Origin of the sequence: Enterococcus sp. RTP21361st1_A6_RTP21361_211029, from assembly GCF_040910045.1 — a bacterium.
GTDB lineage: Bacteria > Bacillota > Bacilli > Lactobacillales > Enterococcaceae > Enterococcus_D > Enterococcus_D gallinarum.
The window spans coordinates 1-24,001 of the sequence record NZ_JBDGBK010000012.1 but is presented as its reverse complement, the minus strand read 5'-3'; the positions used below and the strand labels follow the sequence as shown (position 1 = coordinate 24,001).

The window sequence follows — 24,001 nt, the reverse complement described above, 5'->3', positions numbered from 1 at the left end:
TACTTGTTGATTTTACTGAAAACGCTGATTTTTGATAAGATCGATATTGAAAAAATTCATTTTGTATTTTAAAATCTAATTACCCAATAAACAATTTTTTCATTAATCTCCTTTCAAGGAAGCCCACTCTTTGGAGTGGGTATTTTTTATAAACAAATAGCCCGCTTCGGCGGGCTTGTACATAATTTTAAAATAGAGTATTGATAAAAGTTAAATAGCAATCAATTACACGATTATAGGTATCTGGATATTCTAAATCTAAATGAACTGGTGCACTACAGTACATAGTTGAACTATTCAATGTCATCACTTTGTGAGTTCTGATGTATTGTTTAGGATATTGCATGTTTAGTCTAGGATGGTTATGAGTAGTTATTTCGACATCGTAATTTGGATTGATTCGATTTGAACAAGTTACTCTTGAAATAGGTAAACAAGTATAGTCACATTTACCATCTATATCTTCTTTCCCTATAACTAAAATAGGTCTAATACAACTTTTATTGCCTATATTTAACATGCTTGCACAAATAGTCCCTACTGGAATTTCGTGACGTCGCACCTATGTTAAAATCCTTTCGTGAGGAATTTCATCAAATTCATCTAAATACATATCATAGTTATAATCGTATACTCTAATGTTAGCTGCATCAAACTTTATATCATCAATAGATATATCAACATTGCCATTTTCATTTTCGTCTAGACCTTGCCTCGAATTTTTCCAAGAGGTTTCCTCATGCGTTAAATCTACCAATGATCGAGCAGTCATATTGCCGAATTCGTAGATTACACTTTCGATAATGAATTTTTCCTCAACTGTCAATTCGCCCTGAATTTCATTTGGAATGGTATTATGTTGAAAACATTTTCGTAACTCCGGAAGCACAGGACCTAAAATCCATCCTTTAAAACTTTCTTCAAAAAGGGGCTCGTTTTGTAGTGCTAAATGTTGTCTTTGAACGAGATACATTAATTTTTGTAATTTTAATTCACTATCGCCAAAGTCATGTCCGTAAATTTGTTTGTAAGACAGCAAAAGAAAGCTTGCAACATCCATAACTTTTGACATTTCAATTCCTCCTTTGTTTCACAAGTGTTCCACACCTTTATTATATATATCATATGACTAATAGTAAATTAAAATACGCAAGTTATACAAAAAAATATATTTGTAAATCTTTCTAGAAAATAATTCCACCCCATCCTACTTCTGAGTGGGCATTTTTATTTATCTAACATGACATAAATACAGTAAAAATCATCATAAGAAAACCCTCACAAGTGCTAGTATTTCATTTGCAAATAAAAAGCATCGGGAGTACACTTTAGTTACCAAATACTTAAGGAGTGTGTCAATTATGTCAAACTATGAAGAAAAAGAAGCAAAAGCATTGGTCAAAATTGGAGAAGTATTGAACAAGTTAGACCGCGATTTAGAGGAACTAGATTCTCTAAATGATGATGCGAAGAAACATAGTATGAAGAAATGGATTGTAGAGAAAAAAGCAATGCATGAGATCAAAAAGATTGCGCACGAAGCAGGTAAGTATGAAAAGTATGATGAGAAAGAACTCCAAAAAGAGATTGAACACGTAGAACAATACATGTAATAAAAAACATGTTATTTTTAATACGAATATGTATTGAAAGAATAAAACGTGCGAGTTAAAATTTATGTACCAGTCCTTTCTGATTAACTCTCTGTTTACCCACTCTACGAGTGGGTATTATTGTTTCTTTAAAAGCTATAAAAAAACGTATATTTTAAAAAAACTGATATTGAAAAATATAATTTCACGTTTTAAAATATACTCAGCTGAGATTTTTTCATTAATCTCCTTTCAGGGAAGCCCACTCTTCTGAGTGGGTTGTTTCGTACCTTTAGCTCAGTTGGTCAGAGCAGACGGCTCATAACCGTCCGGTCGTAGGTTCGAATCCTACAAGGTACATAAAAACTCTTGCTCAGTTAGAGTAAGAGTTTTTATTTATCACTTTCTAGTGGTCTATTAATAGTATTTTTAGAATCATCTAAAGGGGATAGAAATACAAAACTTCATAACTATCTTTGTCTGTGAGTGAATAGAGCATATCAAAATCATAAATTTTGTCTTGATAAGTAAAATTACCGATTGCACTATAAACATTTTTGTACTCTTTACCAGTATCGGAGTTTTTATCATACGGCATACGGTACACTTTAAATGTATCATTAATAAAATTAACTTCCAAATTATCTATCTTATAGTGTTTTTTCAGAACATTCTCTGCAATTATTGAAGCCTCGGATCGTTCCTCATTGTCAGTTTTTTTCACTATTGAATTTGTCTCACTGTAATTTCTAGATTCTTCTGCTGAGTCGGAGTTAGTACAAGCGCTCAGAAATAAAACTGAAAGTAATAATCCAGCGACTAATTTTTTTCACTTTTATCCCTCAATTCATTTTTTCTTTTATTTTATTAAATATTCACAATTGATGTAAAGGTAAAAATAGTTTGTTTCAATCCATAACAATGAAAAGCATTTTGTCCAGGAAATTTAGTGTGATTTTGGTGTGATAAAATAATATTTTTGGGTTTAATCGTTGATTTATTAACGTTTATATAGTTTTGCTATCTACCGTTTGGCAAAATAAAACAACTCGAAACACCTCATGAAGAACTTCTTCATGAGGTGTTTTTTTGATGGAGACAGTCTAGCGACCGGTAACAAGGAGCAGCTGCTTGTTTTCGTACTTACTGTGTCAAAAAGCCTTGCCTTTTCAAAAATTTTTCTACGTCCGGACGGCGAGGTTCTTGGAAAAAGCCAGTCATTTTGGTTTGCCAATCCGTTTTTTGTTGATTGCTTCTCCGATGGGCATAGTAGTCCGCGGTAGTTTCATTGTAGCGAGCAACGAGGTCTTCGGTCAGGGGCTGATAGTGGTCGACACTTAACACAGCGGATTGCGGTAAGCGAACTTTCGGCTCATTTTTCGTTGCGGGATAACCGATAGTCAACCCAAACAATGGCAGTGTATACGGGGGCAGCTCCGTGAGTTCAGTGATACGGAACAAGTCATTCCGGATTCCGCCAATGTAACAGATTCCCAGACCTTGGGTTTCTGCAAAGGCTGCCATATTTTGAGCAGCAATCGTGGTATCTACCACAGCAACTAGAAGGGCTTCCATATTCGACAACCCATCACTAGGCAAATTTGCTTGTTGCAACAATTGATGGTGTTTATATAAATCTGCTACGAACAGATAAAAGACACCCGTCTGTGTGATATAGTGGGGAGCACCGGCGATTTTCTCGATTTCTGCTAATCTTTTAGGATCTTTGATCTCGATGATTGAATAGGCTTGAACGAAATTTGAACTTGAACCGCTTTGTGCTACTTTGACAAGTTGTTGCTTCATTTCTGCTGATAAAGACTTTTTTTGGAAGTCTCTAACCGATGTGTGACTTGTAAAAAAATCAATGGTTTCCATTATTGTTCCTCCTCTGTCACGCTTGTTACGCTGTAGATTAGTGTAACAGAAAAAAGAAGCTTTTTTCAAAAAAATATATCTGAGAAAAGACAAATTTGTGCATAAAGGTTGCTATCTTCAAAAAATTTCGTTATGATGATTCTACATTCTGATAAACCCTTAGGGGAGTAACCAGTGGCTTCGGCTGCGATAATATCAACAGTAAGTAAACTGGCGACAGTTTTCTGGTATTATATGAAATGGTGAGACCTAAGACAAGCATCCACTTGTCTTAGGTCTCTTTTTTTCTAAAAAAGGACTCATGCAAGGGATAGCAACTATGAAGGAGAGAAATCATTGGCAAAAGAAATGTATCAAAAAGAAATCACAGAGGTTATGAACGAGGTAAACAGCAGTCCATCTGGATTGTCCCAGCAAGAAGCGGCAAAGCGCTTAGAAAATGGCTTGAATCAGCTGAAAGAAGCTCCCAAAAAATCAAGTTTGATACTCTTTTTAGAAACCTTCAAAGATGCGATGGTGATCGTTTTGCTGATCGTGGCTATCGTTCAGATGATCATGGGCGCCCATGTTGAATCGATTGTCATTTTTGCTGTTTTGCTACTGAATTCGGTTGTTAGTGTCATCCAAACGAAAAAAGCAGAAGGATCGTTAGATGCATTGAAAAGCCTCTCGGCACCCAATGCAAATGTCATCCGAGATGGAAAGGAACAAACGGTACCGGCAAAAGAATTGGTAGTGGGTGATATCGTTATTCTAGAAGCAGGGGACTATGTACCTGCTGATGGCCGTCTGATTGAAGAAGGGGCATTGAAAGTCGATGAAGGAATGCTGACCGGTGAATCGACACCTGCTGAAAAAGAACTTGGGGTTATTGACCGCACAGCGCCTATTGGAGACCGCGATAACATGGTCTTTAGTGGAACGATCGTGACTTACGGCCGTGGACGTTTCATTGTGACTGCCACAGGAAATGTGACAGAAATCGGGCAAGTCGCTGGTTTATTAGAAAACACAGTGGAACACAAGACGCCATTACAACGCGGGCTGGATCGCTTCAGCAAAAAATTGAGCTTGGCGATCCTCGTTCTTTCCTTGATTATTTTAGGTGTCCAAGTTGCTCGGCTATTTTTAGGTGATGGGTCTGGCGATATGACCGCCGATCTAGTCAACGCTTTTATGTTTGCAGTCGCTGTTGCGGTGGCTGCTATTCCTGAAGCACTCCAATCGATCGTTACGATTGTTTTATCGATCGGTACCAAACAAATGGCTCGTCAACATGCGATCATTCGTAAGTTGCCGGCAGTTGAAACACTAGGTTCTACTAGTATCGTTTGTACAGATAAAACAGGAACATTGACCCAAAATAAAATGACGGTCGTTGATTTTTATTTGCCAAATGGACAGACGGGTGAATTTTCTGAGAATCCTGCTGAATGGACAGTGCCTGAACGTCGCTTGATCGAGATCAGTGTGCTTGCAAATGATGCGGCAATCAGTCCCGAAGGAGCTAAACTAGGAGATCCCACAGAGATTGCCTTTCTTGATTATACAGAAAAATTGAATCAACCGTATCGTGAGATTCGTCAACAATACCCGCGATTACAAGAATTGCCTTTTGATTCCGATCGGAAATTGATGTCCACATTGCATACCATTGATTCGGAACAACTCCTTTTGACAAAAGGGGGACCGGATATTGTGATCGGAAGAAGTACAAAGGTTCTTATCAATGACGAAATCGTTCCACTGACTGAGGAAATCAAACATCAGTTGCAGCATCAAAATGAAGAATTCTCTAAACGAGCGCTGCGGGTTTTGGCTTTTGCTTATCGTCCGCTGACAGTGTCTGAAGACGAAGAACTGCATTTAGGTCTCGAAGAAGAGTTGATCTTTGTTGGTTTGATGGCGATGATTGATCCCCCTCGGAAGGAAGTCAAGCAAGCCGTGGCAGACGCGAAATCGGCTGGCATCAAAACAGTGATGATCACTGGTGACCACAAAACGACGGCTGTGGCCATTGCTCAGGAGATCGGGATTGCGCAAGAAGGTGACTTAGCATTGACTGGTACAGAGCTTGATGCACTGTCGGAAGAAGAACTGACGAATCAATTGGAGAAAATCACTGTCTACGCCCGCGTCTCTCCTGAGAATAAAATCCGCATTGTGCGAGCATGGCAAGGTAAAGGGAAAATCTCTGCTATGACCGGTGATGGCGTAAATGATGCACCAGCATTGAAGCAAGCGGATATCGGGATTGCGATGGGGACAGGAACGGACGTTGCAAAAGATGCAGCAGCAATGGTCTTGACAGATGACAACTTTGCTTCAATTATTCGAGCGGTAGAAGTTGGCCGCAATGTGTTTGATAATATCAAAAAGGCGATTTCTTATCTTTTTGCTGGTAACCTCGGCGCGATTATCGCCATTGTGTTTGCTTTAGTAATGGGCTGGGACAATCCATTTACAGCCTTGCAATTGCTGTTTATCAACTTAGTGAATGATTCGCTTCCTGCTATCGCTTTAGGGATGGAAAAAGCGGAACCAACTATCATGCAAAGAGAACCTAGAAATCCTGATGCTGGCATCTTTTCTGGTAAAACGCTGATCTCAGTTACTTATCGTGGGATCTTGATTGCGGCAGTGGTGATTATAGCGCAATGGATCGGGATGAATCAATCGCCGGAGTTAGGTGTTGCAATGGCATTCTCAACTTTGATCTGGAGCCGTACATTACAAACATTGCCTGCTCGTTCCAATACAGAGACTGCTTGGCAAGCTGGATTGTTTGCGAATAAAATGGTTTGGCTGGCGATCGTGGTTTGTGGTCTGCTTTATAGTGTGACATTGCTACCTGGAATTCGGGAAGTCTTTGCGATTCCAGAAACCTTTACAATGAACCATGTTGGCTTAAGCATAGCTATGGCAGCTGGTGCTGTCTTGATGATGGAAATCACAAAACTGATTATTTTAGCGGTACAATCTCGAGGGAACAACACGAACTCATGATACTTGCGGGAGTGTTTTCGCTAATCAGATGAACAAAATAAGAACCGAAGGCGCAGCATGCAGCACTGCGTCTTCGGTTCTTTTTCTTGCTTTCATTTAATGGACTTGATTGATTTTCTTTAATTGACTGATTTGCTGGGCGACATGAAGAATCAGCTGTTGTTGGCCGTCTATTGGTTTCCCACCGTAAAGATAATCTGCATAGGTTGCCGTCAGTTGGATAAAACTCCCGTGGAAAATAGGATAAACAGCTTCCAATCGGCTGGCGTACTCACTAAGAGGTTCCGAATCAGCATGGAAAAGAACTTTTGCTGCTTGTTTCATCAAGACAGGATAGGCGGTTGGTAATGGTTCGGAACGAAAGCGAGCAATCAACCAGATGCGAATTCGGAAAAAGTAGCGGCGCAAAAGATACAGTAATCCCAAGAAAACCAAGCATGCGATACCTTGCAGAAAAGAACGGATCCATTGCCATGTTTCAGGTGAGAAAAGGTGTTCTTCTGCTGGCGCAACAGTTGTCGTCGTTGTTGTGGAACTGCTGGTCTCACTACTGCTGCTGGTAGAAGACTCGCGACTAGAACTGCTCGTTTCAGGTAATACTTCAGAAGAGACAGTTGTTGTTTGCAATTCGGGACGATCAGGATTTTGAAAGTTCGGCGTCGGCTCAAACGGTACCCAGCCAAAACCGGCAAAATAGACTTCCGCCCACGAATGCGCGTTGCGGTTTCTCACGGTAAATGTTGTCAGGCCATTTTCAGTTTGAGCATCTCCTGGCGAAAAACCCTTGACCCAGCGCGCCGGAATATCGAGCGTTCGTAATAATACCACCATCGCAGTCGAGAAATTATCACAATAGCCAACTTTTGATTCAAACAAAAATTGATCGACATAGTCTTGTTCTTCTGCTGGATAGACGGCATCCGTTTTTGAATAACGGAATTCAATTGAATTTTTCAAGTGATTTTCAATGGCTGTGACTTGTTCGAAGATGGTACTTTGATCTTCTGTGATTGAGCGCGCAAGCTGCCGAATCCGTGCAGGAAGGTTCTCAGGTAATTGTGTATAGTCAACAGGAGTATCTGGCTTGTTGCAGCGGCAAGGATTGCAATGTTTCAGCGGCATAGTCCGCTGGCTGCCAAGCCAGTGAAACTTCAATCTGTTGTTGCGGCTCCATTAGATCGACTCGTTGAACCGCATCATCCACAATAAAACCAGAGGCTCCTTCTTCAATAGTGAGGTGATTGCTTCCATAAGGTAATGGCAAATAATCTCCCTGATTCTGCAAATAAAGCTGGACTGTTTCTTCTTTAAGATAATCTTGTTGATAATTATCATCTGCAATCCGCAGGGAATCAGGCACTGTTCGCAGATCTTCTTCCCGTATCGTGTTGATCCAACCCTTGCCAGAATAAAAATCTTTGCTTTCTACTCGCCAATAATGGCGGGTATCTTGTTGGGCTGTAAATAACACGGTATCATCGTCTAATAAGGGACCGCCTAATTGCCGATCATTTTCGCTAAAGCCTGTACGGGACCCGCTAGGTGCACCATGTTCTTCGATAAACTGATAAAAGCCGCGTTGATTCGCTTGTGTGCGTATACCAGTGGTAGCTGCTACCAAGCGATCGCGAATCGCGGTTCTTGGCAGCAGTGTTGCTCCAACCAACAGCAACGAACATAGCAGGGTGAGCCCCAGCCAGAACGACCATTCTCGTACTGTTTTCAGCTGTTGGGTTTTGATCAGGCTGCAAAGAACTCCGCAAAAACACACCCCCAACAAATGCCACGTTAGATTGAAATCATTAAAAATCACGACAGTCAGCAGATAGAGACACATTGCACCGTAGACAATATAAAAATGCTGGATGTAGATCGAGAACACAGCAAACAGAAGAATGCCGGTGACGATAATGGTCACTGCAACAAGTTCAGTGATATAACCGACTTTGCCAGCCAGAATCTCGCTGAGAGCTGTTTGCAAATCATAAAAATATCTTTGGAACCAAGTGAAGGAAAATCCTTCACCATAAGGAAAAAAGCGGTAAAGAGTGACAAACCAACCTACGATGTAAAAAGGCAGACTGTAGCGAAGACGAGGACTTAAAATACTCACAAAGCAAATCAGAAAGGCGTACAGAAGCAACGTAGTTTGGTGCCCCAAGTGGTAGACTGCTAAAAACGGCAGCACCGTCAAAATGATCGCAATGTAAGTCAGAGCTCCGATTATGGCTTTTTTGATCAAAGGATTCATTCAGACACCTCTTTGTTCGACAGTCGTTGGATCAGGTCATGATACGTATAAACTTGCAGCATGTTGCTTGGCGTCAAGGATTCCAGATAGTCTTCTAAGGATTGCGAGACAGCCGGTGTGATGATAATCACCTGACGCCCTGAGATTTTGGGCAATGGTTCTGGGACTGTGATAAATGGCTGAATCGCTGCGAAAGCTCCAGCATGGATTTGATAAGGAGAATCCAGGTCCTCGCCGATCAATAGTTGCTGAAAAGGCATCTTTTTAAGCAAGAGATTTTGGAGCGAAAAGAAGATCGCCAATGTGTCTTCAAAAGCAGGGTGAGATTCACCCCAAAACAACAAAGTCAACTCCTGTTGTTTTTCCGTTTCGTGTTCTCGATAAATCAGTTCTTGCTGTTTACTGGAGAGCTTCCAGTCAATATGCTTTAATGAATCCCCTTGCTGATAGTTACGGTAGTTTCGAATGGTGAAATTTGATTCCCCGTAAGTATATTTTCGCGGCTTTTTTTCAAAAAGTGTCATCAAGGATAGGACCTCGGGTCGATATTCTGGCAAAATGAGGATTTCTTGTTGGATTTTCATTTGCCGCCTTTTTCTGAAGAATCCCCAAAGTTCCTGACTTGTGAGGGTCAATGGCAGTCCATTATATGCTCCTCGAGCGGTAGGAAGCCACAGCACCTCTAAGCGGATGGATTCGCCCCGATAAAAAGTGAGCGTCTGTTCCTGATTTTGAAAGAGCAAAGACAGCTTTGGGATTGGCAACAGCGTTGGCCGATACTTGAAAACTTGCAGCGGCAAAGGCGTTTCTTTGTTTATTTGTGTTTGGATCGATTCTTCAAGAGTCACTTGGATTTTATTAAGGGAAGGCAGAATGAATAACAAGTCTGCTAGTACCAATAAAGTAACAAAAAAGAGGAGACTCCAACCTGCTTCATTATTGAAAACGATACAATAGCTTAGTAAAAGAAAATAAGTAACAAAAAATACCAGATATTTTCCCAATAACCGCTGTTTGCTCATCATCAGCGCCTCACTGGTACAGGAACGCGTTGGATCATTTGCTTCATGATCTCAGAGAGACTTTCCTGGCTGGCAGTAATCCCGCCTTTTAATAATAAGCGATGACCAAAAACGGCTGGCAAAATTCGTTGCAAGTCTTGCGGTGTCACATAGGTTCTTCCTTCGGTCAAAGCCAATGCTTTTGCCCCTTTCAAAAAGGCAATGCCGCCACGAGGGCTGATGCCTAAATCAATGGCATTATGGTTGCGGCTAGCTTGGACCAGCTGCAGCGCATAGCGAGCAACTTGATTGTCCACGAAAACTTGATCGACCATTTGTTTCAATGCGGTAACTTCCTGCGAGGTCAATATTGTCTGAATTTGATTGAGGGATTGCTGGCGTTGTCCAATCAGTAAAGCAAGCTCATCTTGAAAAGCAGGGTAGCCAATGTGTAATCGAAACAAAAAACGATCCAGTTGTGCTTCCGGCAAAGGATAGGTTCCTTCATATTCGATTGGGTTTTGAGTCGCCAACACAAAGAAGTGAGGGCTTAGCGCGTAGGTTTGATTATCGATGGTCACGTGATTCTCAGACATTGCTTCCAATAATGCTGCTTGTGTACGAGGTGTTGTGCGATTGATTTCATCTGCTAATAACACAGAAGTAAAGATAGGTCCCGGTCGAAATTCAAATTGCTGGTTTTCTGAATTGAAGATCGATACACCTAAGATATCATTGGGCAAAAGATCTGGGGTAAACTGAACACGCTTATAGTCGCTTTGGATGGCTTTTGCCAATGATTTGACTAGCATCGTTTTCCCTACTCCGGGAATATCTTCAAACAAAACGTGACCACCTGCCAATAATGCCGCCACAGTTAATTGGATCACATCACGTTTTCCTAAAATCACTTTCTCGACTTCATTGATCAACGCATCGATCTTTTGTAGTTCATCTGCCATTTTTCAACCTCCTTGAGCCTTTTCTTTTATTGTATCGGTTTTTATTTGCAATCGCAATTTATTGAAGGCAGCGCCTATCCCCAAGAAGAGAACTAGTCAAGCAATGGGCAGCAATCTGATCTGCTTGTCGTAAATTAAAAGCATTGGTTCCCGGTTGTGCTGTGGCGGCGGTTAGCCAGTGAATGCCTTCTGTTGGGATACCAAAACAGTAAAGTCCTTCTTGAATCTGATCATTTGGATCAAGCAACTGGCTTGTGGCCGGATCAAGCGCAATGGCACCTGTGTAAAACGGAGCCTCCTTAGGAATGTATAACTTATGAGGACTGGCAATGCCATCAGCTAGTAATTGTCTTAACAATGGATTAGCGGTACGACGAATATCCGTCGATTGAATCCGAGCTTCCAATACCTGCTTAGCGGCGTATCGTTGTTGGGGATAGCTGGCTGAATAAGCCACAAAGGTGCCGCTTCCTTCAACGATCATCTTTGGACCAAGAATCGTGACGATATCCGCTTCGATCAGTGCGATCAATTCACGAATGCGCTGAAGTGGGGGGCCAATCGATAAAAAGGCGTTCAATGGAACGAAAGACTGCCAGAATTTTTCTTTTAATGCTTTTGGCGAAAACAATTGCTGATCAAGCATAAAGCGAACCGGATCACGCAAATCTTTTAACAATTCAAACATACTACTGATCGGACTTGTTAAATTTCCTTTGGCCGCTTCTGTAACATCCCAAGTAAGATAGGTCAACAGAAAGTCGCGAATCGATTGGCTCTCTTTTCTTTTGTAAGGATCGAAGATATAGCGCCAGTCCAACCAATTTTGGCGAGGAATTTGGAAGTCTGTCAAAACATCGGCGGCGCCATTTTGGCGGACAAATTGTTCAGTAAAAGCCGCTTGATCATCTTCAGACTCTTGAGACAGCCAGCGTTGATAATAAACAAGTTCCATTTCTTTCTGCAAATAAAAGAAAAACTCAGTGGACTGATCTTGCCCTTTCGCTTGCCAAGAGCGGAGTCGTTCCGTTGTCAAGAAGCGAGGCAGAATCTGTTCTGTTGGATGCTTCTGATTGGCTCCTCGTGCGTGGTATGGCAAACCTCTTCCTGATCCGGCAATGATTGTTGGTTCATTGCCAGAAGGAATGTAGCGAAGGCGATCAGAACCAATAAAGACACCGCCGCGATCAGTGGTCAAACGGGTGACATAATCAAAGAACGCCAATCCTAGACCTCGGAGAATAACGTGTTCTCCGCCTTTAACTTTATTAAAATCGACATCCGCTGCATTCTGAGGCGGAGAATACAAAAAGCCTTTTTGGCGGGCGAATTCGTTTAATCGATCTTCTTCTTCAGTGAGCGAGACTTGATGATGCCCAACTGCTAGAATCACTCGGTCCGATTGAAGAGAGTGCCTGTCTGTTTTTAGTAAATAGTGCGTTTGTTTCGGTATTAGGCCAATGGCGTTTTCCTGCAAATACGTGAATGTGATGAATGGGGGCAATGTTTCAATCAATTGCTGATAAAACCATTTCTGATACAGCCCGTATAATGCGCGAGAACAATGACCGTCAGGATCCAACTTGTCAATTTCTGATACCAGTGAGGGCTGATTTTTTTTAGCAAAATTCCTACCGTCTTTTTTTGCCCATTCGTAAAGACTGGGACCGGGGTTGATCGGGCCACCAGTTTCTAGCGTTTCGTCAGTAAAAAGGGTGACTTGACTGGTCACAGAATTGAGTAGCAAACTTTGCGGTTGATTCGTTTGCCAAATAGCGCCTCCAGGGGGATAGGGATCAATCAATGTGAGAGATAGAGACTGCTGATTGATACTTGCTTGAGCAATCAACCTTTCACATAGTGACAGTCCTCGTGGTCCAGCACCGATGATTGCGATGTTCATTTTCATTCCTCCTTCGCAAACTGGAGAATCTTTTTTGATCGATGACTTATTTTCTTTCACTTTAGAGAAATTTTTGAGGAACTGCAACTATTGCGACTGGTTTCAGAAAAACCATTCAAGTAATGGCTTAAAATATGAGGAAATAAGAAGAAAGAGGATTGCTCTGTGATAGGACTAAAATTGCTGGAAAGAAGAAACTTCGATACAATGAATAAGAGAAGAATTTGGATGTGCATGATTAAAGGACAAGTAAAATGGATTCTTTTCATAAAAAAGCGAAAAGAGGGATACAATGTTTGTGGAACACATTGCCATTTGGGTTCGTGATCTAGAAAAAATGGCCGAATTTTATGAAACGTATTTTGGTGCCCAACGTTCTGAAAAATATCACAACACCAAGACTGGGTTTCAATCTTATTTTTTGCGTTTTGATTCTGGCAGTCGTATCGAATTAACGACAAAGCAGCACCTTCACCCTGGTGGAACAGATACACTGGGTTACACGCACTTAGCGATGGCTCTGAAAAGCCAAGCGGAAGTGGATGCTTATGCCCAACGTTTTGTCTCAGATGGCTTTCCTCTGCTGAGCGGTCCCCGCACAACAGGGGATGGTTATTATGAAGCGGTGATCCAAGATCCTGAAGGGAATTTGATCGAAATTACTGTTGCGTAAACAAAAAACGAACGGTGATCCCCTGATTTGGCGTAACTTTTCGCCTGCAAAAAGGAGAGATCTACTCGTTCGTTTTTTTGGCGCAACTCCCAATGCCCAACGGAAAGGTTTAGCAAGATAGATCGTAGGGGGTATTGCGGAAAAGCAGCCAGTGCATACCCAAGATCATGGCTTGGTCGAAGTCGTGAACAAAGGTATATACAGGATGATTCGGCTGTTTGGTAATAAAAGGGTCGTGAGTGATAGCCGCTAGCAAGTCTTCTTCTATTGCTGCTGTACTGGCAAAAACAAAGCAATCAGGAGCAAAAGCAGCATTATAAAAAGGCACTAAAGCAGATAAGCGGGCCACCAATTCTTGAGTACTTTTTGGAGCACCTTTGTCGATAAAGCCTGGTAAGTATTTTGCTTCTCCAGCAAGCGCATTTTGGCCTTCTAACAGAGAAGCATTGAAGATCAACGTGATCCCTGGCATGCTGTTTTCGGGATTATAAATACCTACGATGTTTTCCGAGAGAGAAATCTGCTTGGCGATACAATGGCCAACGGTCAGCAAATGGGCATCATTTTGATAAAAGCAAGGAATAGGCGTAATCTCCTTGAATAACTGGTCAAGATCCCATCCATCAAACTTTTCATACCAGCTGGAAGTCACGACACCCTCACTGATTTTTCCTGGCAACAGCACAGCGATCTGTTCGACATCAGCGAAAGCTTCGATAGATTGTCGGACAAGATTCTGAAAGGCTGTCGGTGTGATCTCGGAAAAAGCTTGGTGCTGCGCAGCTAAGATCGTTCCTTTCAAATCGATGTGGTAGCTTCTCAACTCCAATTGACGATTTACTTCTATCAAAGCGAGCAACAATGATTTTGAGTACTTATAGTTAAAGCAATATTCGATAGCTGGGCGCCCAATCTCTCTTTGAACGAGCTTGCCTTTCGTTACCATTCCCTCTGAAACAAGATCTTTTAATAAAGAATTGATCGTCACCATGCTGATGCCGGTCTCTTTTACCAGATCGGATGCAAAAGAGGTCCCTTTTTGAAACAATTCTTTTAAGACGACTTGAATATTCTGGTGGCGAATCAAGTTTTTATTGGCAGACATGTTATTGCCTCCTTTAGTGAACCTAGTTTATTAAGTATAGCGATGAAGCGCAGCAATGTAAAGAAAGTTCCTAAAGCGATTGACGGTTTTCAGTTAAATAAGTATATTTAATTAAGGTAGTTAAATAAATAGAGCGGCAGCGACGCGGCGAAGGATGTGGAATGAGATGATCAAACTGATCATTACAGATTTAGATGGAACATTTTTAAATAGCCAGGGGGCCTTTGATCAAACCTATTTTGATAAAGTCAGCCAGATGATGGAACAAAGAGGGATAGCCTTTGCCGCTTGTACTGGCAAGCAGTGCGAGCGCGTAGAAGAACTGTTTGGGGATCAAGCAGCGAAAATCTGGATATTAGGGGATAGTGCCACACGAATCAAACATCAAGGAGGCTATGTGTTTGAATCCTTACTTCCAAATGCATTGGGGCAGCGTTTGATCCAACGATTAGAAAAAATAGCAGATGACCATGTGATCATTGCCTGTACCCCAACAGCCGCTTATATCAAGGAAACGACAACGGAAGAAAAGGCAGCCCGGGTTCGAGGTTCTTATCGTGTTGTCAAAACGGTCACCAGTTATAGTGAGATCCAAGAAGACTTCGTGAAAGTGACGGTATATGATCCTAAGTTACGTTGTTTCGATAGCGTCAAGCAGCTGTCTTCTTTTGCAGCAGATGCCTACATCGTTGCTTCAGAAGCTGCGTGGATCGATATCACTAATCAAGGTGTCCATAAAGGGACAACAGTAGCCCAATTACAGAATTTGCTGGCAGTGAGTCCCCAAGAAACGATGGTCTTTGGGGATGGATTGAATGACAGCGAATTAATGGCCGCTGGCACCTACAGCTTTGCAATGAAAAATGCTTTTGAGGAAATCAAGGAAGCTGCAGCTTTTGTGACCCGCTCCAATGATGACAATGGTGTGCTGCGAACCATTGAACTGATTTTGGCGTTACAGGAATCTAATCATTGATCTAATCGATTTAGGCTATCGGTTCATTGATTGATAGCTGCAAAAGAGCAACCAGCAAAAAAGGTCTGCAACATAAGTTCTTCAACAAACTGACTATCTGAAGGTTGTTGTAATTGTCCGGCGGTCAGCAGGGTATCTCCATAAGTGGGAAATACCTCACGCAATTCAATTACTGTCATTCAGATAGTTTAGTTTGGTTGATCCTTATGTCGCAACCTTTTTTTCTTTCGGTATTGCTCGTTCTTTAAAAAAGGTACCTACCGATTTTCATTATGGTCTTCATTCGACTCTTGACTATGCGACAGACTATAAGGATAAGCTTCCGCTGACCAAGTCTTACTGCGGGGAACGATGCCTAGAGTATAGCGGATCGTCGAACCAGCGATCAGTTCATCATGAGTAAAGAACAACCGAGAGTGTTGTTTACCATTTAGAGTCACATTGTCGATAAATTGCTGCTGCGGCTGATTTGGCGTGCTGTGGACTTTAAGTTCTTTTCCATTCGACAAAAAGAGTGTCGCTTCGTCAAGCAAAGGCATCCCCAAAACGTATTCGCCGGTACCAGGAGTGACAGGATAGAAACCTAATGCGTTAAAAACATACCAACCGGACATGCTGCCATTGTCCTCATCTCCAGGATACCCTTTTGGAGAATCATCGAAACATTGGGTCAGCAATTGTTTAATCAATGGTTGTGCCATTTCTGGTTTGCCAATGTAACTAAAGAGATAAGGATAGTGGAAACTAGGCTGATTCGAGATAGCTAACTGACCAAAATCCAAAGCCGCCATTTCACTCATTTCATGAATCTCAAAACCGTAGCCCTCGGTAGTATAATGGGGAGCTTGATTGCACAAATCCACCAGTTTTTGTTCAAAGGATTGTTTGCCGCCATGAGCTGCGATCAGGCCAGCAAAATCATGGAACACAGCAAAGCTACTTTGCCACGCACTCCCTTCTGCATAATCACGACCCCAACGATAGGAATCAAAATCCGTCCGAAAATCACCGGCTTTGTCTTTTGCTCGCATAAAGCCTGTTTCTGAATCAAAGATCGCTAAATAGTTTTTTGCTTGCTGCTGATAGTAGCTTGCTTCAGGGTCAGCCAGAGAACTTGCCACTTGGGCAATGCAAAAATCACTGTAACAATAATCAAGGGTATGATTGACAGATTCATGGTACTCACTAGGAACATAGCCGTATTTCAAGTAATCGGCAGTTCCTTGCCGGCCGTAATTTGGATTTGGACTCTGAATGGAGGCTGCTTTCTTCATAGCTGTTAAGAACTCTGGCATCAAGTCAGGTCGAATTCCTTTGACGCAGGCATCAGCGATCACAGCATCGATCAATGTACCTGGCATCAGCCCTCGCTCATCAGGTGATAACCATTTTGGCAAGAATCCGCTTTCTTTAAAGCTGTTCAAAAATCCTTCCAACATATCTTCTAGCTGCTCGACCGCAATCAGAGAAAAGAGTGGGTAGACTGTTTTGTAAGTATCCCAGAAACCATTGTTTGTATAAAGCGGTCCTGGTTTGATGGTCTTGGCAAGTGTATCGTAATGGATTTTTTGACCAGATTGATCTCGTTCATAAAAAGTCTGTGGGAATAAAAACAACCGATAAAAATTATGATAAAAAGTTGAAACTTGTTTTGGATCGTGGTGCTTGATATCTATTCGATTCAAGTAATTTTCCCATGATTGCTGCGCATTAGACAAGTAGTCAGCTGTTGTTTGATCCAACTCACGGCTGAGATTCAGAAAGGCTTGCTGAGAACTTAAAAAGGATGTCCCCAAACGGATCGTTTGCTGATTTTTTTCTTCAAAACGAATCACCACAAAGCCATTTTCTCCTGATAATTCCCCTTCAATCGCATGAACAGCTGTTTCAAAACGCAAGATGAAGTGAAAAGCAAAGTCATTGTCTTCACAGCCAGAGTAATTGATGACCTGTCCTTTGACGGTCTGTTCGTCGACTTGCTGCAGCTGATAGCGCCCAGGCAAAGAGATTCCTAAGCCAGGATCAGTCACTGCACCATCTAGAGCCAGAATGCCTCCGTACATGCTTGGGATCAATGTTGTAGTGAGTTGGTAGCGTTGGCTTTTCACTTGTAAACAAGCTGGATTGAAGACACTTTCTTCTGGACGATAGGAACTTTGGGCATGAAATAGTGTATTTTCTGATAACTTCCCATTAATAGGCAAAAAAGTAAGGTGACTAAAATCGCCCATCCAAGGGCTTGGCTGATGGGTCAGTCGAAATCCTTGAAACGTACGGTCTTCAGGATGGAACCACCAACTTCCACGTTGGTCGCTTGTTTGAGGGGCAAAATAGTTCATGCCAAACGGAACCCCTGTATAAGGGAGACAGTTGCCGTGAGAAAAGCTGTATTGATTATCTGTCCCATGCCTCGTATCGATCATTGTTACTTTCATTTTGTTTGCTCCTTTATGTCATTGTTTTTGGTCAATTGTTGAATCTCTGACAACTAAAGTGACTGCGACTTTCTGATTCGCTGTTGCACACTCATCTTCTTTGGCGAGCGGAGATAAGTCGGCAGCAGTTGACTGAATCAACTGTACTAATTTTGTACCAGCCAAACGACCCAACTCGGCAAAATTTTGTTTTACAGTGCTGAGAGGTGGATCCACCAATGCAGCCGCTTGAATGTCATCGAAGCCGATCACAGCAAACTCTTTTGGAACCTGAACCCCAACTTGTTTCAATTGGCGCATCAATTCGATGGCGACAAGATCATTCTCGCAGACAGCTCCAGTCAACTGATTCTCTTGAATATAACTAACAGCTGATGACAAAAGTGCCTGAGGATCATCAAGTTTTGTTCGAAAAGACGACTGTTGCTTTTTTAATTGATCCACATAGCCTAGATAACGTTGGCGGACAGACTGTGGATGGTGACGTTCACCAAAAATATAGCCAATGCGTTGATGACCTTGTGCCAAAAGATGTTCAGTCGCTAACTGTCCTCCTTCAAAGTTGTCTGCCAAAACAGCTGGGAATGAGAACTCATGCAGTGCTTTATCAAGTGTGACGACAGGGAACCCTTGTGAAGCCAGTTCGAAAAGCAGATCATAATTTGAATTCGTGTTGTTAGCGTAGTAGATCATTCCGTCAAATTCTTCTGTCAAAGCTTCGGCCGTGGTTTGCTCCAGATAATCAACAGGTGTCAGCATCAATTCGAATCCCTGTTCCTGCATGACTGGATAGATGCCTTCCGTAAAATTGCCAAGGGAAAGGTCATTCGCGAAGGGTAAAATAAACAGCACTTTCCCCTTTGATTGTGGTTGGATTGGTCTACGAACAAAACTGCCACTTCCTTGAATACGATAGATCAGCTGATTTTGTTCCAATTCAGTTAAGGCTCGCTTGGAGGTGATGCGACTCACTTGGTATTTCTCTGACAATTCCTTTTCAGTAGGGACACGGCTTTCCGGAGCTAACTCACCGCTTTGAATCTGCTCATACAATTCGTGATAAATTTTTTTGTATAATGGTTCTTTCATGAGTTGATCTCCTTTTTTGATATATCATATTCACAGGATAGCATATTCGTTCAAAATTGAAAATAGAGTTTTGTCAAATTGAACTAGACAATGCTGAGAAACATCGTTATACTGAATTCGTAAAATGATATATCAAATTTAGGATGGTGACCAAATGGCTTATCAAGAAATACCAAATTCAGTTGCAAACTTTATGCAGGAAATAACCGAACGTTGCGGAAGTGAACATGCGGATTGGGCAAAAAACTTCAATGCTGCTTTTGCTAACACATTGTTGACAACGGTCAAACGCCATGAAGATGGCACAACATTTCTACTGACAGGGGACATTCCGGCGATGTGGTTGCGAGACTCAACCGCGCAGGTACGGCCTTATTTAGTAATTGCCAAGGAAGATGAAGAGCTGGCAGCGATGATCAGCGGATTAGTCAAGAAGCAATTTTTTTATATCAATATCGACCCTTATGCCAATGCCTTTAATGAAGCAGCAAATGGCGCCGGGCATCAAAGCGATTTGACAGAGATGAATGATTGGATCTGGGAACGAAAATATGAGATCGATTCTTTGTGTTATCCCATTCAATTGGCGTACCTGTTGTATAAGAATACTGGCAGAACAGATCAGTTTAATGACGATTTTGTGAGCGGTATCAAAAAAGCCCTTCATGTTTTTGCCACGGAACAAAATCATCAAGAATCTCCTTATCGCTTTGAGAGAGAAACATGGCGTAAAGAAGATACCTTGATCAATGACGGGAAAGGAGCGCCTGTCGTACCAACTGGTATGACCTGGTCGGGATTTCGTCCCAGTGACGATGCATGTGCTTATGGTTATCTGGTTCCTTCGAATATGTTTGCTGTAGTGGTTTTAGGCTACATTGTTGAGATTTTTAGTTCTATCTTGAATGAACCAGCGATTGTTACTCAAGCAAAACAGCTCCAATCAGAGATCCAAGCAGGGATCGATGCGTTTGGCAAAACCACCAATCAAGCGGGTCAAACGATCTATGCCTATGAAGTCGATGGTCAAGGCAATGCCACTGTGATGGATGATAGCAACGTACCGAATTTGGTTGCCGCCCCTTATTTAGGTTACGGATCAGATCAAGATGAAACCTATTTAGCCACACGCAAAACGTTGCTCAGTTCCGAAAATCCTTACTTCTATGAAGGAAAATATGCGAAGGGAATCGGAAGCTCTCATACACCAGAAAACTATGTGTGGCCGATCGCGATGGCAATGGAAGGCATGACGACACCAGATAAGGCGGAGAAAGAACGAATCCTCAATCAATTAGTTGCAACCGATGCTGGCACCCATTTGATGCATGAAGGATTCGATGTGGATGATCCGACGAAATATACCCGGGAATGGTTCTCATGGGCCAATATGATGTTTTGTGAGCTTGTCATGGATTACTTTGATATTCGAGTAGAAAAATAAGCATCTCCGGCAAAAACGAGAGGAGTTAGACAATGAAAAAACAAATTTATATCGTATCTCATAGTCATTGGGATCGTGAGTGGTATATGCCTTATGAGCAACACCATATGCGCTTGATTGAATTGATGGATGATCTATTGGAATTGTTTGAGAAAGATCCTGAGTTCCACAGTTTTCATTTAGATGGTCAGACCATTATCCTAGATGATTATTTGGAAGTTCGTCCGGAAAAGCGGGCAGCGGTCAAACGAGCAATCGATCAAGGAAAATTACAAATTGGTCCCTTTTATATTCTTCAAGATGACTTTTTGATTAGTTCAGAGTCCAATACCCGCAACATGTTGATTGGGATGGCTGAAAGCAAAAAATGGGGAACACCCGTCATGCTGGGCTATTTCCCGGATACATTCGGGAATATGGGCCAAACACCGCAAATGATGAAGCAAGCCAACTTACACAGTGCAGCTTTTGGTCGAGGAGTTAAGCCAATCGGGTTTGATAACGAAGTTTTACCGGATGATCAGTTTACCTCCCAATACTCAGAAATGAATTGGCGAGGTCCAGATGGCAGTGAGATCTTTGGTCTACTTTTTGCCAACTGGTATTCCAATGGCAATGAGATTCCGGTTGATCGGGAAGAAGCACACCAGTTTTGGACTCAAAAATTGCAAGATGTTGAGAAATTTGGTTCGACAAATCATTACTTGATGATGAATGGGGTGGATCATCAGCCTGTCCAAAAAAATATCAGTGAAGCGATCCGCTTAGCGAATGAATTGTTCCCTGATTATGAATTCAAGCATGCTGGGTTCACAGAATACCTTGCAGCAGTTCAAGCGGATTTGCCAGCAGACCTTGGGACCGTGAGCGGCGAATTGACAAGTCAAGAGACAGACGGCTGGTATACGCTAGCCAACACGGCCTCCTCGCGGGTTTATTTGAAACAATGGAATACGCGCGTCTCACGTCAATTGGAAAATGTGGCTGAACCATTAGCAACGATGGCGTATGAGGTAACGAAGAAGTATCCCCACGATGTGCTGGACCACGCTTGGAAACTGTTGATGCAAAATCATCCTCATGACAGTATTTGTGGCTGTTCGGTGGACGAAGTGCATCGGGAGATGATGCCGCGGTTTGAAAAAGCCAATGAAATCGGCAAATATGTCGCTGATGAAGCAGTAGCACAGTTGCTAAATGTCATCGATACTTCCGCTTTTCCAAAAGAAAGCCGACCATTTGTAGTCTTTAATACCTCAGGGACGACACGTTCGGGCATCGTTGAAGTGGAAGTAGAACTGAGCCGGAAAACATTCCGAGAAGGGCTTCCTAGCCGGTTATATCAAGAGTTGCAGCAACAGCCTAAAGGTTCTTACCAAATCATTGATTCTGAAGGAAAGATCTTACCGGCAAAAATCAGCGAAGAAGAAGTGCTTTTTGACTATGAATTACCGAAAGACGCTTTTCGGATTCCTTTTATGAAGCGTTTTGTCAATGTACAAGTCCAAGTGGATCAAATGCCGGAATTTTCATGGCAGACCTTTGCACTGATTGAGGCTGACAAGCCACAAGTAGCATCTACGACAGAAAAAATCGTTTCAGCAGATGGTCGTGTTTTAGAAAACGCGTTTGTCCAAGCAACGATCACTTCAAACGGCAGTCTGACCATCAAAGAAAAAGCAACCGGGAAAGAATTGACGGATTTATTGGTTTTTGAAGATGTTGGCGATATCGGCAATGAGTATATTTTCAAACAACCTGAAGGGGACCGCGCCATTTACTCAACAGCTTTTCCTCATCAAATTGAGGTCATCGCAAATTCTGCTCTTTATGGCGTCGTTAAAGTAACGCAGATGATGCAAATTCCAGTATCGGCTGATGAGCAATTACTTGAAGAACAAAAAGCAGTCGTCGATTTCCGTTTCCGTAAAGCACAAAGGGCGCAACAAACAGTGCCATTTACCTTGGAAACAGAAATTCGCTTGGACTGCAACAGTAAACGAATCAGTTTTAAAACGACAGTGAACAACCAAAGCAAAGACCACCGGTTACGGGCGCTTTTCCCTACGGGTATCCATACGGATCAACATGAAGCTGATAGTATCTATGAAGCAGTTAGAAGGCCGAATCAAGTCTCTAGCCATTGGCAAAATCCGACAAATCCGCAGCATCAACACGCATTTGTTAATTTACATGAGGAAGATTTCGGCGTCACAGTTTCCAATACTGGATTAAATGAATACGAGATCGTAGAAGACAAAATTTGTTTGACATTGTTACGATGCACAGGAGAACTTGGCGATTGGGGCTATTTCCCAACACCAGAAGCGCAATGTATCGGTAAGCATACGTTTGAGTACGGGATTGAGTTGCATGCTCAAGCCAACGAACGCTACGAAACCTATCGACAAGCACAAGCAGCTCAAGTGCCTTGGATCGCCCGGCAAACAGCCATCCACTCAGGTCTATTAGAAAAACAGTCACAATTCGTGGAAGCCAATGGCGCTACAGTGGCGATCACGGCTCTTAAACGTCGTCGCCAAGATGACTTGCTCGTTCTAAGAGGGTACAATCTTGCCGATACAGCAACACCTTTTGTCGCGAAGAAAGAAAAGACAGATCGTTGCCTGCTTAATTTGTTGGAAGAAGAACAGCCTCAATCAGTTGGAGAAACACTGGCTGCTTATGAAATTCGAACAATCGGTTTGAAGGAGTGAAAAAGATGTTTTATGGTGCAATTGAAGCCGGTGGAACAAAAATGAATTGTGCGGTCGCTGATGAACGATCTATCATTGATGAGTGCTCACTACCTACGACGACACCAGAGGAAACGATGGCTGCTATTTTTGCTTTTTTTGATAAGTACACCTTAGCCACCATGGGGGTAGGATCATTTGGTCCGATTGGGATCGATCCTCAACAAGAAACGTATGGCAAAATCTTAGCAACACCCAAAAAAGGCTGGCAGCAGTTTGATTTTTTAGGGACTTTGAAAAAACGGTATCCCGCCACTCGTTTTGCCTGGACGACAGATGTCAATGCTGCGGCTTTTGGGGAACTGAAACAAGGTGCAGCACAAGGAATGCGCAGCTGCGTGTATCTAACTATTGGCACTGGTATTGGAGCTGGAATCGTAATCAATGAGGAAATCTTCCAAGGCGCAGGTCATCCGGAAGTTGGGCACACTTTTGTGAAACGGCATCCGCAGGACGATTATGTCGGCACCTGTCCCTATCACAAAGATTGTCTGGAAGGGTTAGCAGCTGGTCCCTCACTGGAAGCACGGACAGGTATCAAAGGACAACATTTGCCAAAAGATCATGAGATTTGGGATTTACAAGCCTTTTATATTGGGCAAGCACTTGTGAATATCACTTTGACAGTTGCCCCTGATCGAATTGTATTAGGAGGCGGAGTGATGAACCAACCGCATCTTTTGACGAAAATCCACGATCAGTTTACTGAGCAAATGGCTGGTTACATGGAAACACCGACAGTCACAGAATACATTGTTGCTTGGGGGCTGCCGAACAAAAGCGGCATTATTGGCAGTCTGTTATTAGGAAAAGAAGCCCAATAAAAAAAGTAAAAAGCAGCAATACGTGCTGCTTCAGACTGTAGACAAAAGCTGTTCCAAACTCGTAACTCGAGCTTGGAACAGCTTTTTATCTACTTCGTTTCGAATT

19 protein-coding genes and 1 tRNA gene are annotated in these 24,001 nt (G+C 42.3%); 8 read left to right on the top strand and 12 right to left on the bottom strand.

Translation table 11 applies throughout. The annotated features are described in order from the left end of the window. Window positions 1-562: 562 nt before the first annotated feature. Window positions 563-1,072: a Panacea domain-containing protein gene (locus AB5Z52_RS03510; RefSeq protein ID WP_113849467.1), complete on the bottom strand. Its 510-nt coding sequence runs from the start codon at window positions 1,070-1,072 to the stop codon at window positions 563-565. 289 nt (window positions 1,073-1,361) lie between these two features. Here AB5Z52_RS03510 and AB5Z52_RS03505 point away from each other — a divergent pair, with 289 nt between their 5' ends. Together AB5Z52_RS03505 and AB5Z52_RS03500 are read left to right on the top strand one after the other, a co-directional pair. Then, a complete protein-coding gene (locus tag AB5Z52_RS03505) occupies window positions 1,362-1,613 on the top strand; it encodes a hypothetical protein (RefSeq protein WP_113849468.1) in 252 nt (83 codons plus the stop codon). Between the two features lie 265 nt (window positions 1,614-1,878). Next, window positions 1,879-1,952, top strand: a tRNA-Ile gene (locus AB5Z52_RS03500). A 79-nt stretch (window positions 1,953-2,031) separates the two neighbouring features. On the opposite strand, the gene AB5Z52_RS03495 is transcribed toward AB5Z52_RS03500, so the two are convergent. Together AB5Z52_RS03495 and AB5Z52_RS03490 are read right to left on the bottom strand one after the other, a co-directional pair. Beyond that, the gene (locus tag AB5Z52_RS03495) at window positions 2,032-2,190 is read right to left on the bottom strand and encodes a hypothetical protein (RefSeq protein WP_162787467.1); all 159 of its coding nucleotides are present in this window, start codon (window positions 2,188-2,190) and stop codon (window positions 2,032-2,034) included. A 545-nt stretch (window positions 2,191-2,735) separates the two neighbouring features. After that, on the bottom strand, window positions 2,736-3,470 hold the full coding sequence (locus AB5Z52_RS03490; protein ID WP_003125932.1) for an NADPH-dependent oxidoreductase: 735 nt from the start codon (window positions 3,468-3,470) through the stop codon (window positions 2,736-2,738). A 348-nt stretch (window positions 3,471-3,818) separates the two neighbouring features. Here AB5Z52_RS03490 and AB5Z52_RS03485 point away from each other — a divergent pair, with 348 nt between their 5' ends. After that, complete coding sequence (locus AB5Z52_RS03485) at window positions 3,819-6,476, top strand: cation-translocating P-type ATPase (protein ID WP_040013690.1); 2,658 nt, start codon at window positions 3,819-3,821, stop codon at window positions 6,474-6,476. Window positions 6,477-6,572: 96 nt separating this feature from the next. Here AB5Z52_RS03485 and AB5Z52_RS03480 read toward each other — a convergent pair whose 3' ends face one another. The 5 genes from AB5Z52_RS03480 to AB5Z52_RS03460 are packed head-to-tail and all read right to left on the bottom strand — an operon-like array spanning window position 6,573 to window position 12,593. Continuing rightward, window positions 6,573-7,598 (bottom strand): transglutaminase domain-containing protein, encoded by a 1,026-nt coding sequence (locus AB5Z52_RS03480; protein ID WP_288551639.1) that lies wholly within the window; start codon window positions 7,596-7,598, stop codon window positions 6,573-6,575. After that, window positions 7,543-8,727, bottom strand: coding sequence for a transglutaminaseTgpA domain-containing protein (locus AB5Z52_RS03475; protein WP_368243296.1), 1,185 nt, complete (start codon window positions 8,725-8,727; stop codon window positions 7,543-7,545). The genes AB5Z52_RS03480 and AB5Z52_RS03475 overlap by 56 nt, the downstream gene beginning before the upstream one ends. Then, a complete protein-coding gene (locus tag AB5Z52_RS03470; RefSeq protein WP_368243297.1) occupies window positions 8,724-9,752 on the bottom strand; it encodes a DUF58 domain-containing protein in 1,029 nt (342 codons plus the stop codon). Before AB5Z52_RS03470 ends, AB5Z52_RS03475 begins: the two co-directional genes overlap by 4 nt. Beyond that, window positions 9,752-10,690: a MoxR family ATPase gene (locus AB5Z52_RS03465; RefSeq protein WP_003125938.1), complete on the bottom strand. Its 939-nt coding sequence runs from the start codon at window positions 10,688-10,690 to the stop codon at window positions 9,752-9,754. The genes AB5Z52_RS03470 and AB5Z52_RS03465 overlap by 1 nt, the downstream gene beginning before the upstream one ends. Window positions 10,691-10,748: 58 nt before the next feature. Then, the gene (locus AB5Z52_RS03460; protein WP_005470862.1) at window positions 10,749-12,593 is read right to left on the bottom strand and encodes an FAD/NAD(P)-binding protein; all 1,845 of its coding nucleotides are present in this window, start codon (window positions 12,591-12,593) and stop codon (window positions 10,749-10,751) included. Window positions 12,594-12,885: 292 nt separating this feature from the next. Here AB5Z52_RS03460 and AB5Z52_RS03455 point away from each other — a divergent pair, with 292 nt between their 5' ends. Further along, a complete protein-coding gene (locus AB5Z52_RS03455) occupies window positions 12,886-13,266 on the top strand; it encodes a VOC family protein (RefSeq protein ID WP_003125943.1) in 381 nt (126 codons plus the stop codon). A gap of 109 nt (window positions 13,267-13,375) precedes the next feature. On the opposite strand, the gene AB5Z52_RS03450 is transcribed toward AB5Z52_RS03455, so the two are convergent. Beyond that, on the bottom strand, window positions 13,376-14,371 hold the full coding sequence (locus AB5Z52_RS03450; protein ID WP_137264356.1) for an ROK family protein: 996 nt from the start codon (window positions 14,369-14,371) through the stop codon (window positions 13,376-13,378). A gap of 166 nt (window positions 14,372-14,537) precedes the next feature. Between AB5Z52_RS03450 and AB5Z52_RS03445 the strand changes: the two genes are divergently transcribed. Continuing rightward, window positions 14,538-15,347: an HAD-IIB family hydrolase gene (locus tag AB5Z52_RS03445; RefSeq protein ID WP_086269078.1), complete on the top strand. Its 810-nt coding sequence runs from the start codon at window positions 14,538-14,540 to the stop codon at window positions 15,345-15,347. 23 nt (window positions 15,348-15,370) lie between these two features. Here AB5Z52_RS03445 and AB5Z52_RS03440 read toward each other — a convergent pair whose 3' ends face one another. From AB5Z52_RS03440 to AB5Z52_RS03430, 3 genes are all read right to left on the bottom strand, one after another. Further along, window positions 15,371-15,526 carry a hypothetical protein gene (locus tag AB5Z52_RS03440; protein WP_021150114.1) on the bottom strand — a complete coding sequence of 52 codons (156 nt, stop codon included), beginning with the start codon at window positions 15,524-15,526 and terminating at the stop codon, window positions 15,371-15,373. Between the two features lie 78 nt (window positions 15,527-15,604). Next, on the bottom strand, window positions 15,605-17,782 hold the full coding sequence (locus tag AB5Z52_RS03435) for a GH92 family glycosyl hydrolase (RefSeq protein WP_137264357.1): 2,178 nt from the start codon (window positions 17,780-17,782) through the stop codon (window positions 15,605-15,607). Window positions 17,783-17,800: 18 nt separating this feature from the next. After that, a complete protein-coding gene (locus AB5Z52_RS03430; RefSeq protein WP_137264358.1) occupies window positions 17,801-18,871 on the bottom strand; it encodes a LacI family DNA-binding transcriptional regulator in 1,071 nt (356 codons plus the stop codon). A gap of 154 nt (window positions 18,872-19,025) precedes the next feature. Between AB5Z52_RS03430 and AB5Z52_RS03425 the strand changes: the two genes are divergently transcribed. From AB5Z52_RS03425 to AB5Z52_RS03415, 3 genes are read left to right on the top strand one after another with little or no spacing between them, the layout of a single operon-like run. Next, on the top strand, window positions 19,026-20,315 hold the full coding sequence (locus AB5Z52_RS03425) for a glycoside hydrolase family 125 protein (RefSeq protein WP_003125950.1): 1,290 nt from the start codon (window positions 19,026-19,028) through the stop codon (window positions 20,313-20,315). Window positions 20,316-20,347: 32 nt separating this feature from the next. Continuing rightward, a complete protein-coding gene (locus tag AB5Z52_RS03420; RefSeq protein WP_005470872.1) occupies window positions 20,348-23,032 on the top strand; it encodes an alpha-mannosidase in 2,685 nt (894 codons plus the stop codon). 5 nt (window positions 23,033-23,037) lie between these two features. Next, window positions 23,038-23,895 carry an ROK family protein gene (locus AB5Z52_RS03415; RefSeq protein ID WP_005470873.1) on the top strand — a complete coding sequence of 286 codons (858 nt, stop codon included), beginning with the start codon at window positions 23,038-23,040 and terminating at the stop codon, window positions 23,893-23,895. Window positions 23,896-24,001: the final 106 nt, after the last annotated feature.

What these genes read in the sequence shown, in the direction of transcription:
- AB5Z52_RS03490 (WP_003125932.1), bottom strand. Translation starts at nt 3,470, where the DNA reads ATGGAAACCATTGATTTTTTTACAAGTCACACATCGGTTAGAGACTTC.
- AB5Z52_RS03455 (WP_003125943.1), top strand. Translation starts at nt 12,886, where the DNA reads ATGTTTGTGGAACACATTGCCATTTGGGTTCGTGATCTAGAAAAAATG.
- AB5Z52_RS03440 (WP_021150114.1), bottom strand. Translation starts at nt 15,526, where the DNA reads ATGACAGTAATTGAATTGCGTGAGGTATTTCCCACTTATGGAGATACC.
- AB5Z52_RS03450 (WP_137264356.1), bottom strand. Translation starts at nt 14,371, where the DNA reads ATGTCTGCCAATAAAAACTTGATTCGCCACCAGAATATTCAAGTCGTC.
- AB5Z52_RS03420 (WP_005470872.1), top strand. Translation starts at nt 20,348, where the DNA reads ATGAAAAAACAAATTTATATCGTATCTCATAGTCATTGGGATCGTGAG.
- AB5Z52_RS03415 (WP_005470873.1), top strand. Translation starts at nt 23,038, where the DNA reads ATGTTTTATGGTGCAATTGAAGCCGGTGGAACAAAAATGAATTGTGCG.
- AB5Z52_RS03430 (WP_137264358.1), bottom strand. Translation starts at nt 18,871, where the DNA reads ATGAAAGAACCATTATACAAAAAAATTTATCACGAATTGTATGAGCAG.
- AB5Z52_RS03510 (WP_113849467.1), bottom strand. Translation starts at nt 1,072, where the DNA reads ATGTCAAAAGTTATGGATGTTGCAAGCTTTCTTTTGCTGTCTTACAAA.
- AB5Z52_RS03425 (WP_003125950.1), top strand. Translation starts at nt 19,026, where the DNA reads ATGGCTTATCAAGAAATACCAAATTCAGTTGCAAACTTTATGCAGGAA.
- AB5Z52_RS03475 (WP_368243296.1), bottom strand. Translation starts at nt 8,727, where the DNA reads ATGAATCCTTTGATCAAAAAAGCCATAATCGGAGCTCTGACTTACATT.
- AB5Z52_RS03480 (WP_288551639.1), bottom strand. Translation starts at nt 7,598, where the DNA reads ATGCCGCTGAAACATTGCAATCCTTGCCGCTGCAACAAGCCAGATACT.
- AB5Z52_RS03470 (WP_368243297.1), bottom strand. Translation starts at nt 9,752, where the DNA reads ATGATGAGCAAACAGCGGTTATTGGGAAAATATCTGGTATTTTTTGTT.
- AB5Z52_RS03495 (WP_162787467.1), bottom strand. Translation starts at nt 2,190, where the DNA reads ATGCCGTATGATAAAAACTCCGATACTGGTAAAGAGTACAAAAATGTT.
- AB5Z52_RS03445 (WP_086269078.1), top strand. Translation starts at nt 14,538, where the DNA reads ATGATCAAACTGATCATTACAGATTTAGATGGAACATTTTTAAATAGC.
- AB5Z52_RS03485 (WP_040013690.1), top strand. Translation starts at nt 3,819, where the DNA reads ATGTATCAAAAAGAAATCACAGAGGTTATGAACGAGGTAAACAGCAGT.
- AB5Z52_RS03505 (WP_113849468.1), top strand. Translation starts at nt 1,362, where the DNA reads ATGTCAAACTATGAAGAAAAAGAAGCAAAAGCATTGGTCAAAATTGGA.
- AB5Z52_RS03460 (WP_005470862.1), bottom strand. Translation starts at nt 12,593, where the DNA reads ATGAACATCGCAATCATCGGTGCTGGACCACGAGGACTGTCACTATGT.
- AB5Z52_RS03435 (WP_137264357.1), bottom strand. Translation starts at nt 17,782, where the DNA reads ATGAAAGTAACAATGATCGATACGAGGCATGGGACAGATAATCAATAC.
- AB5Z52_RS03465 (WP_003125938.1), bottom strand. Translation starts at nt 10,690, where the DNA reads ATGGCAGATGAACTACAAAAGATCGATGCGTTGATCAATGAAGTCGAG.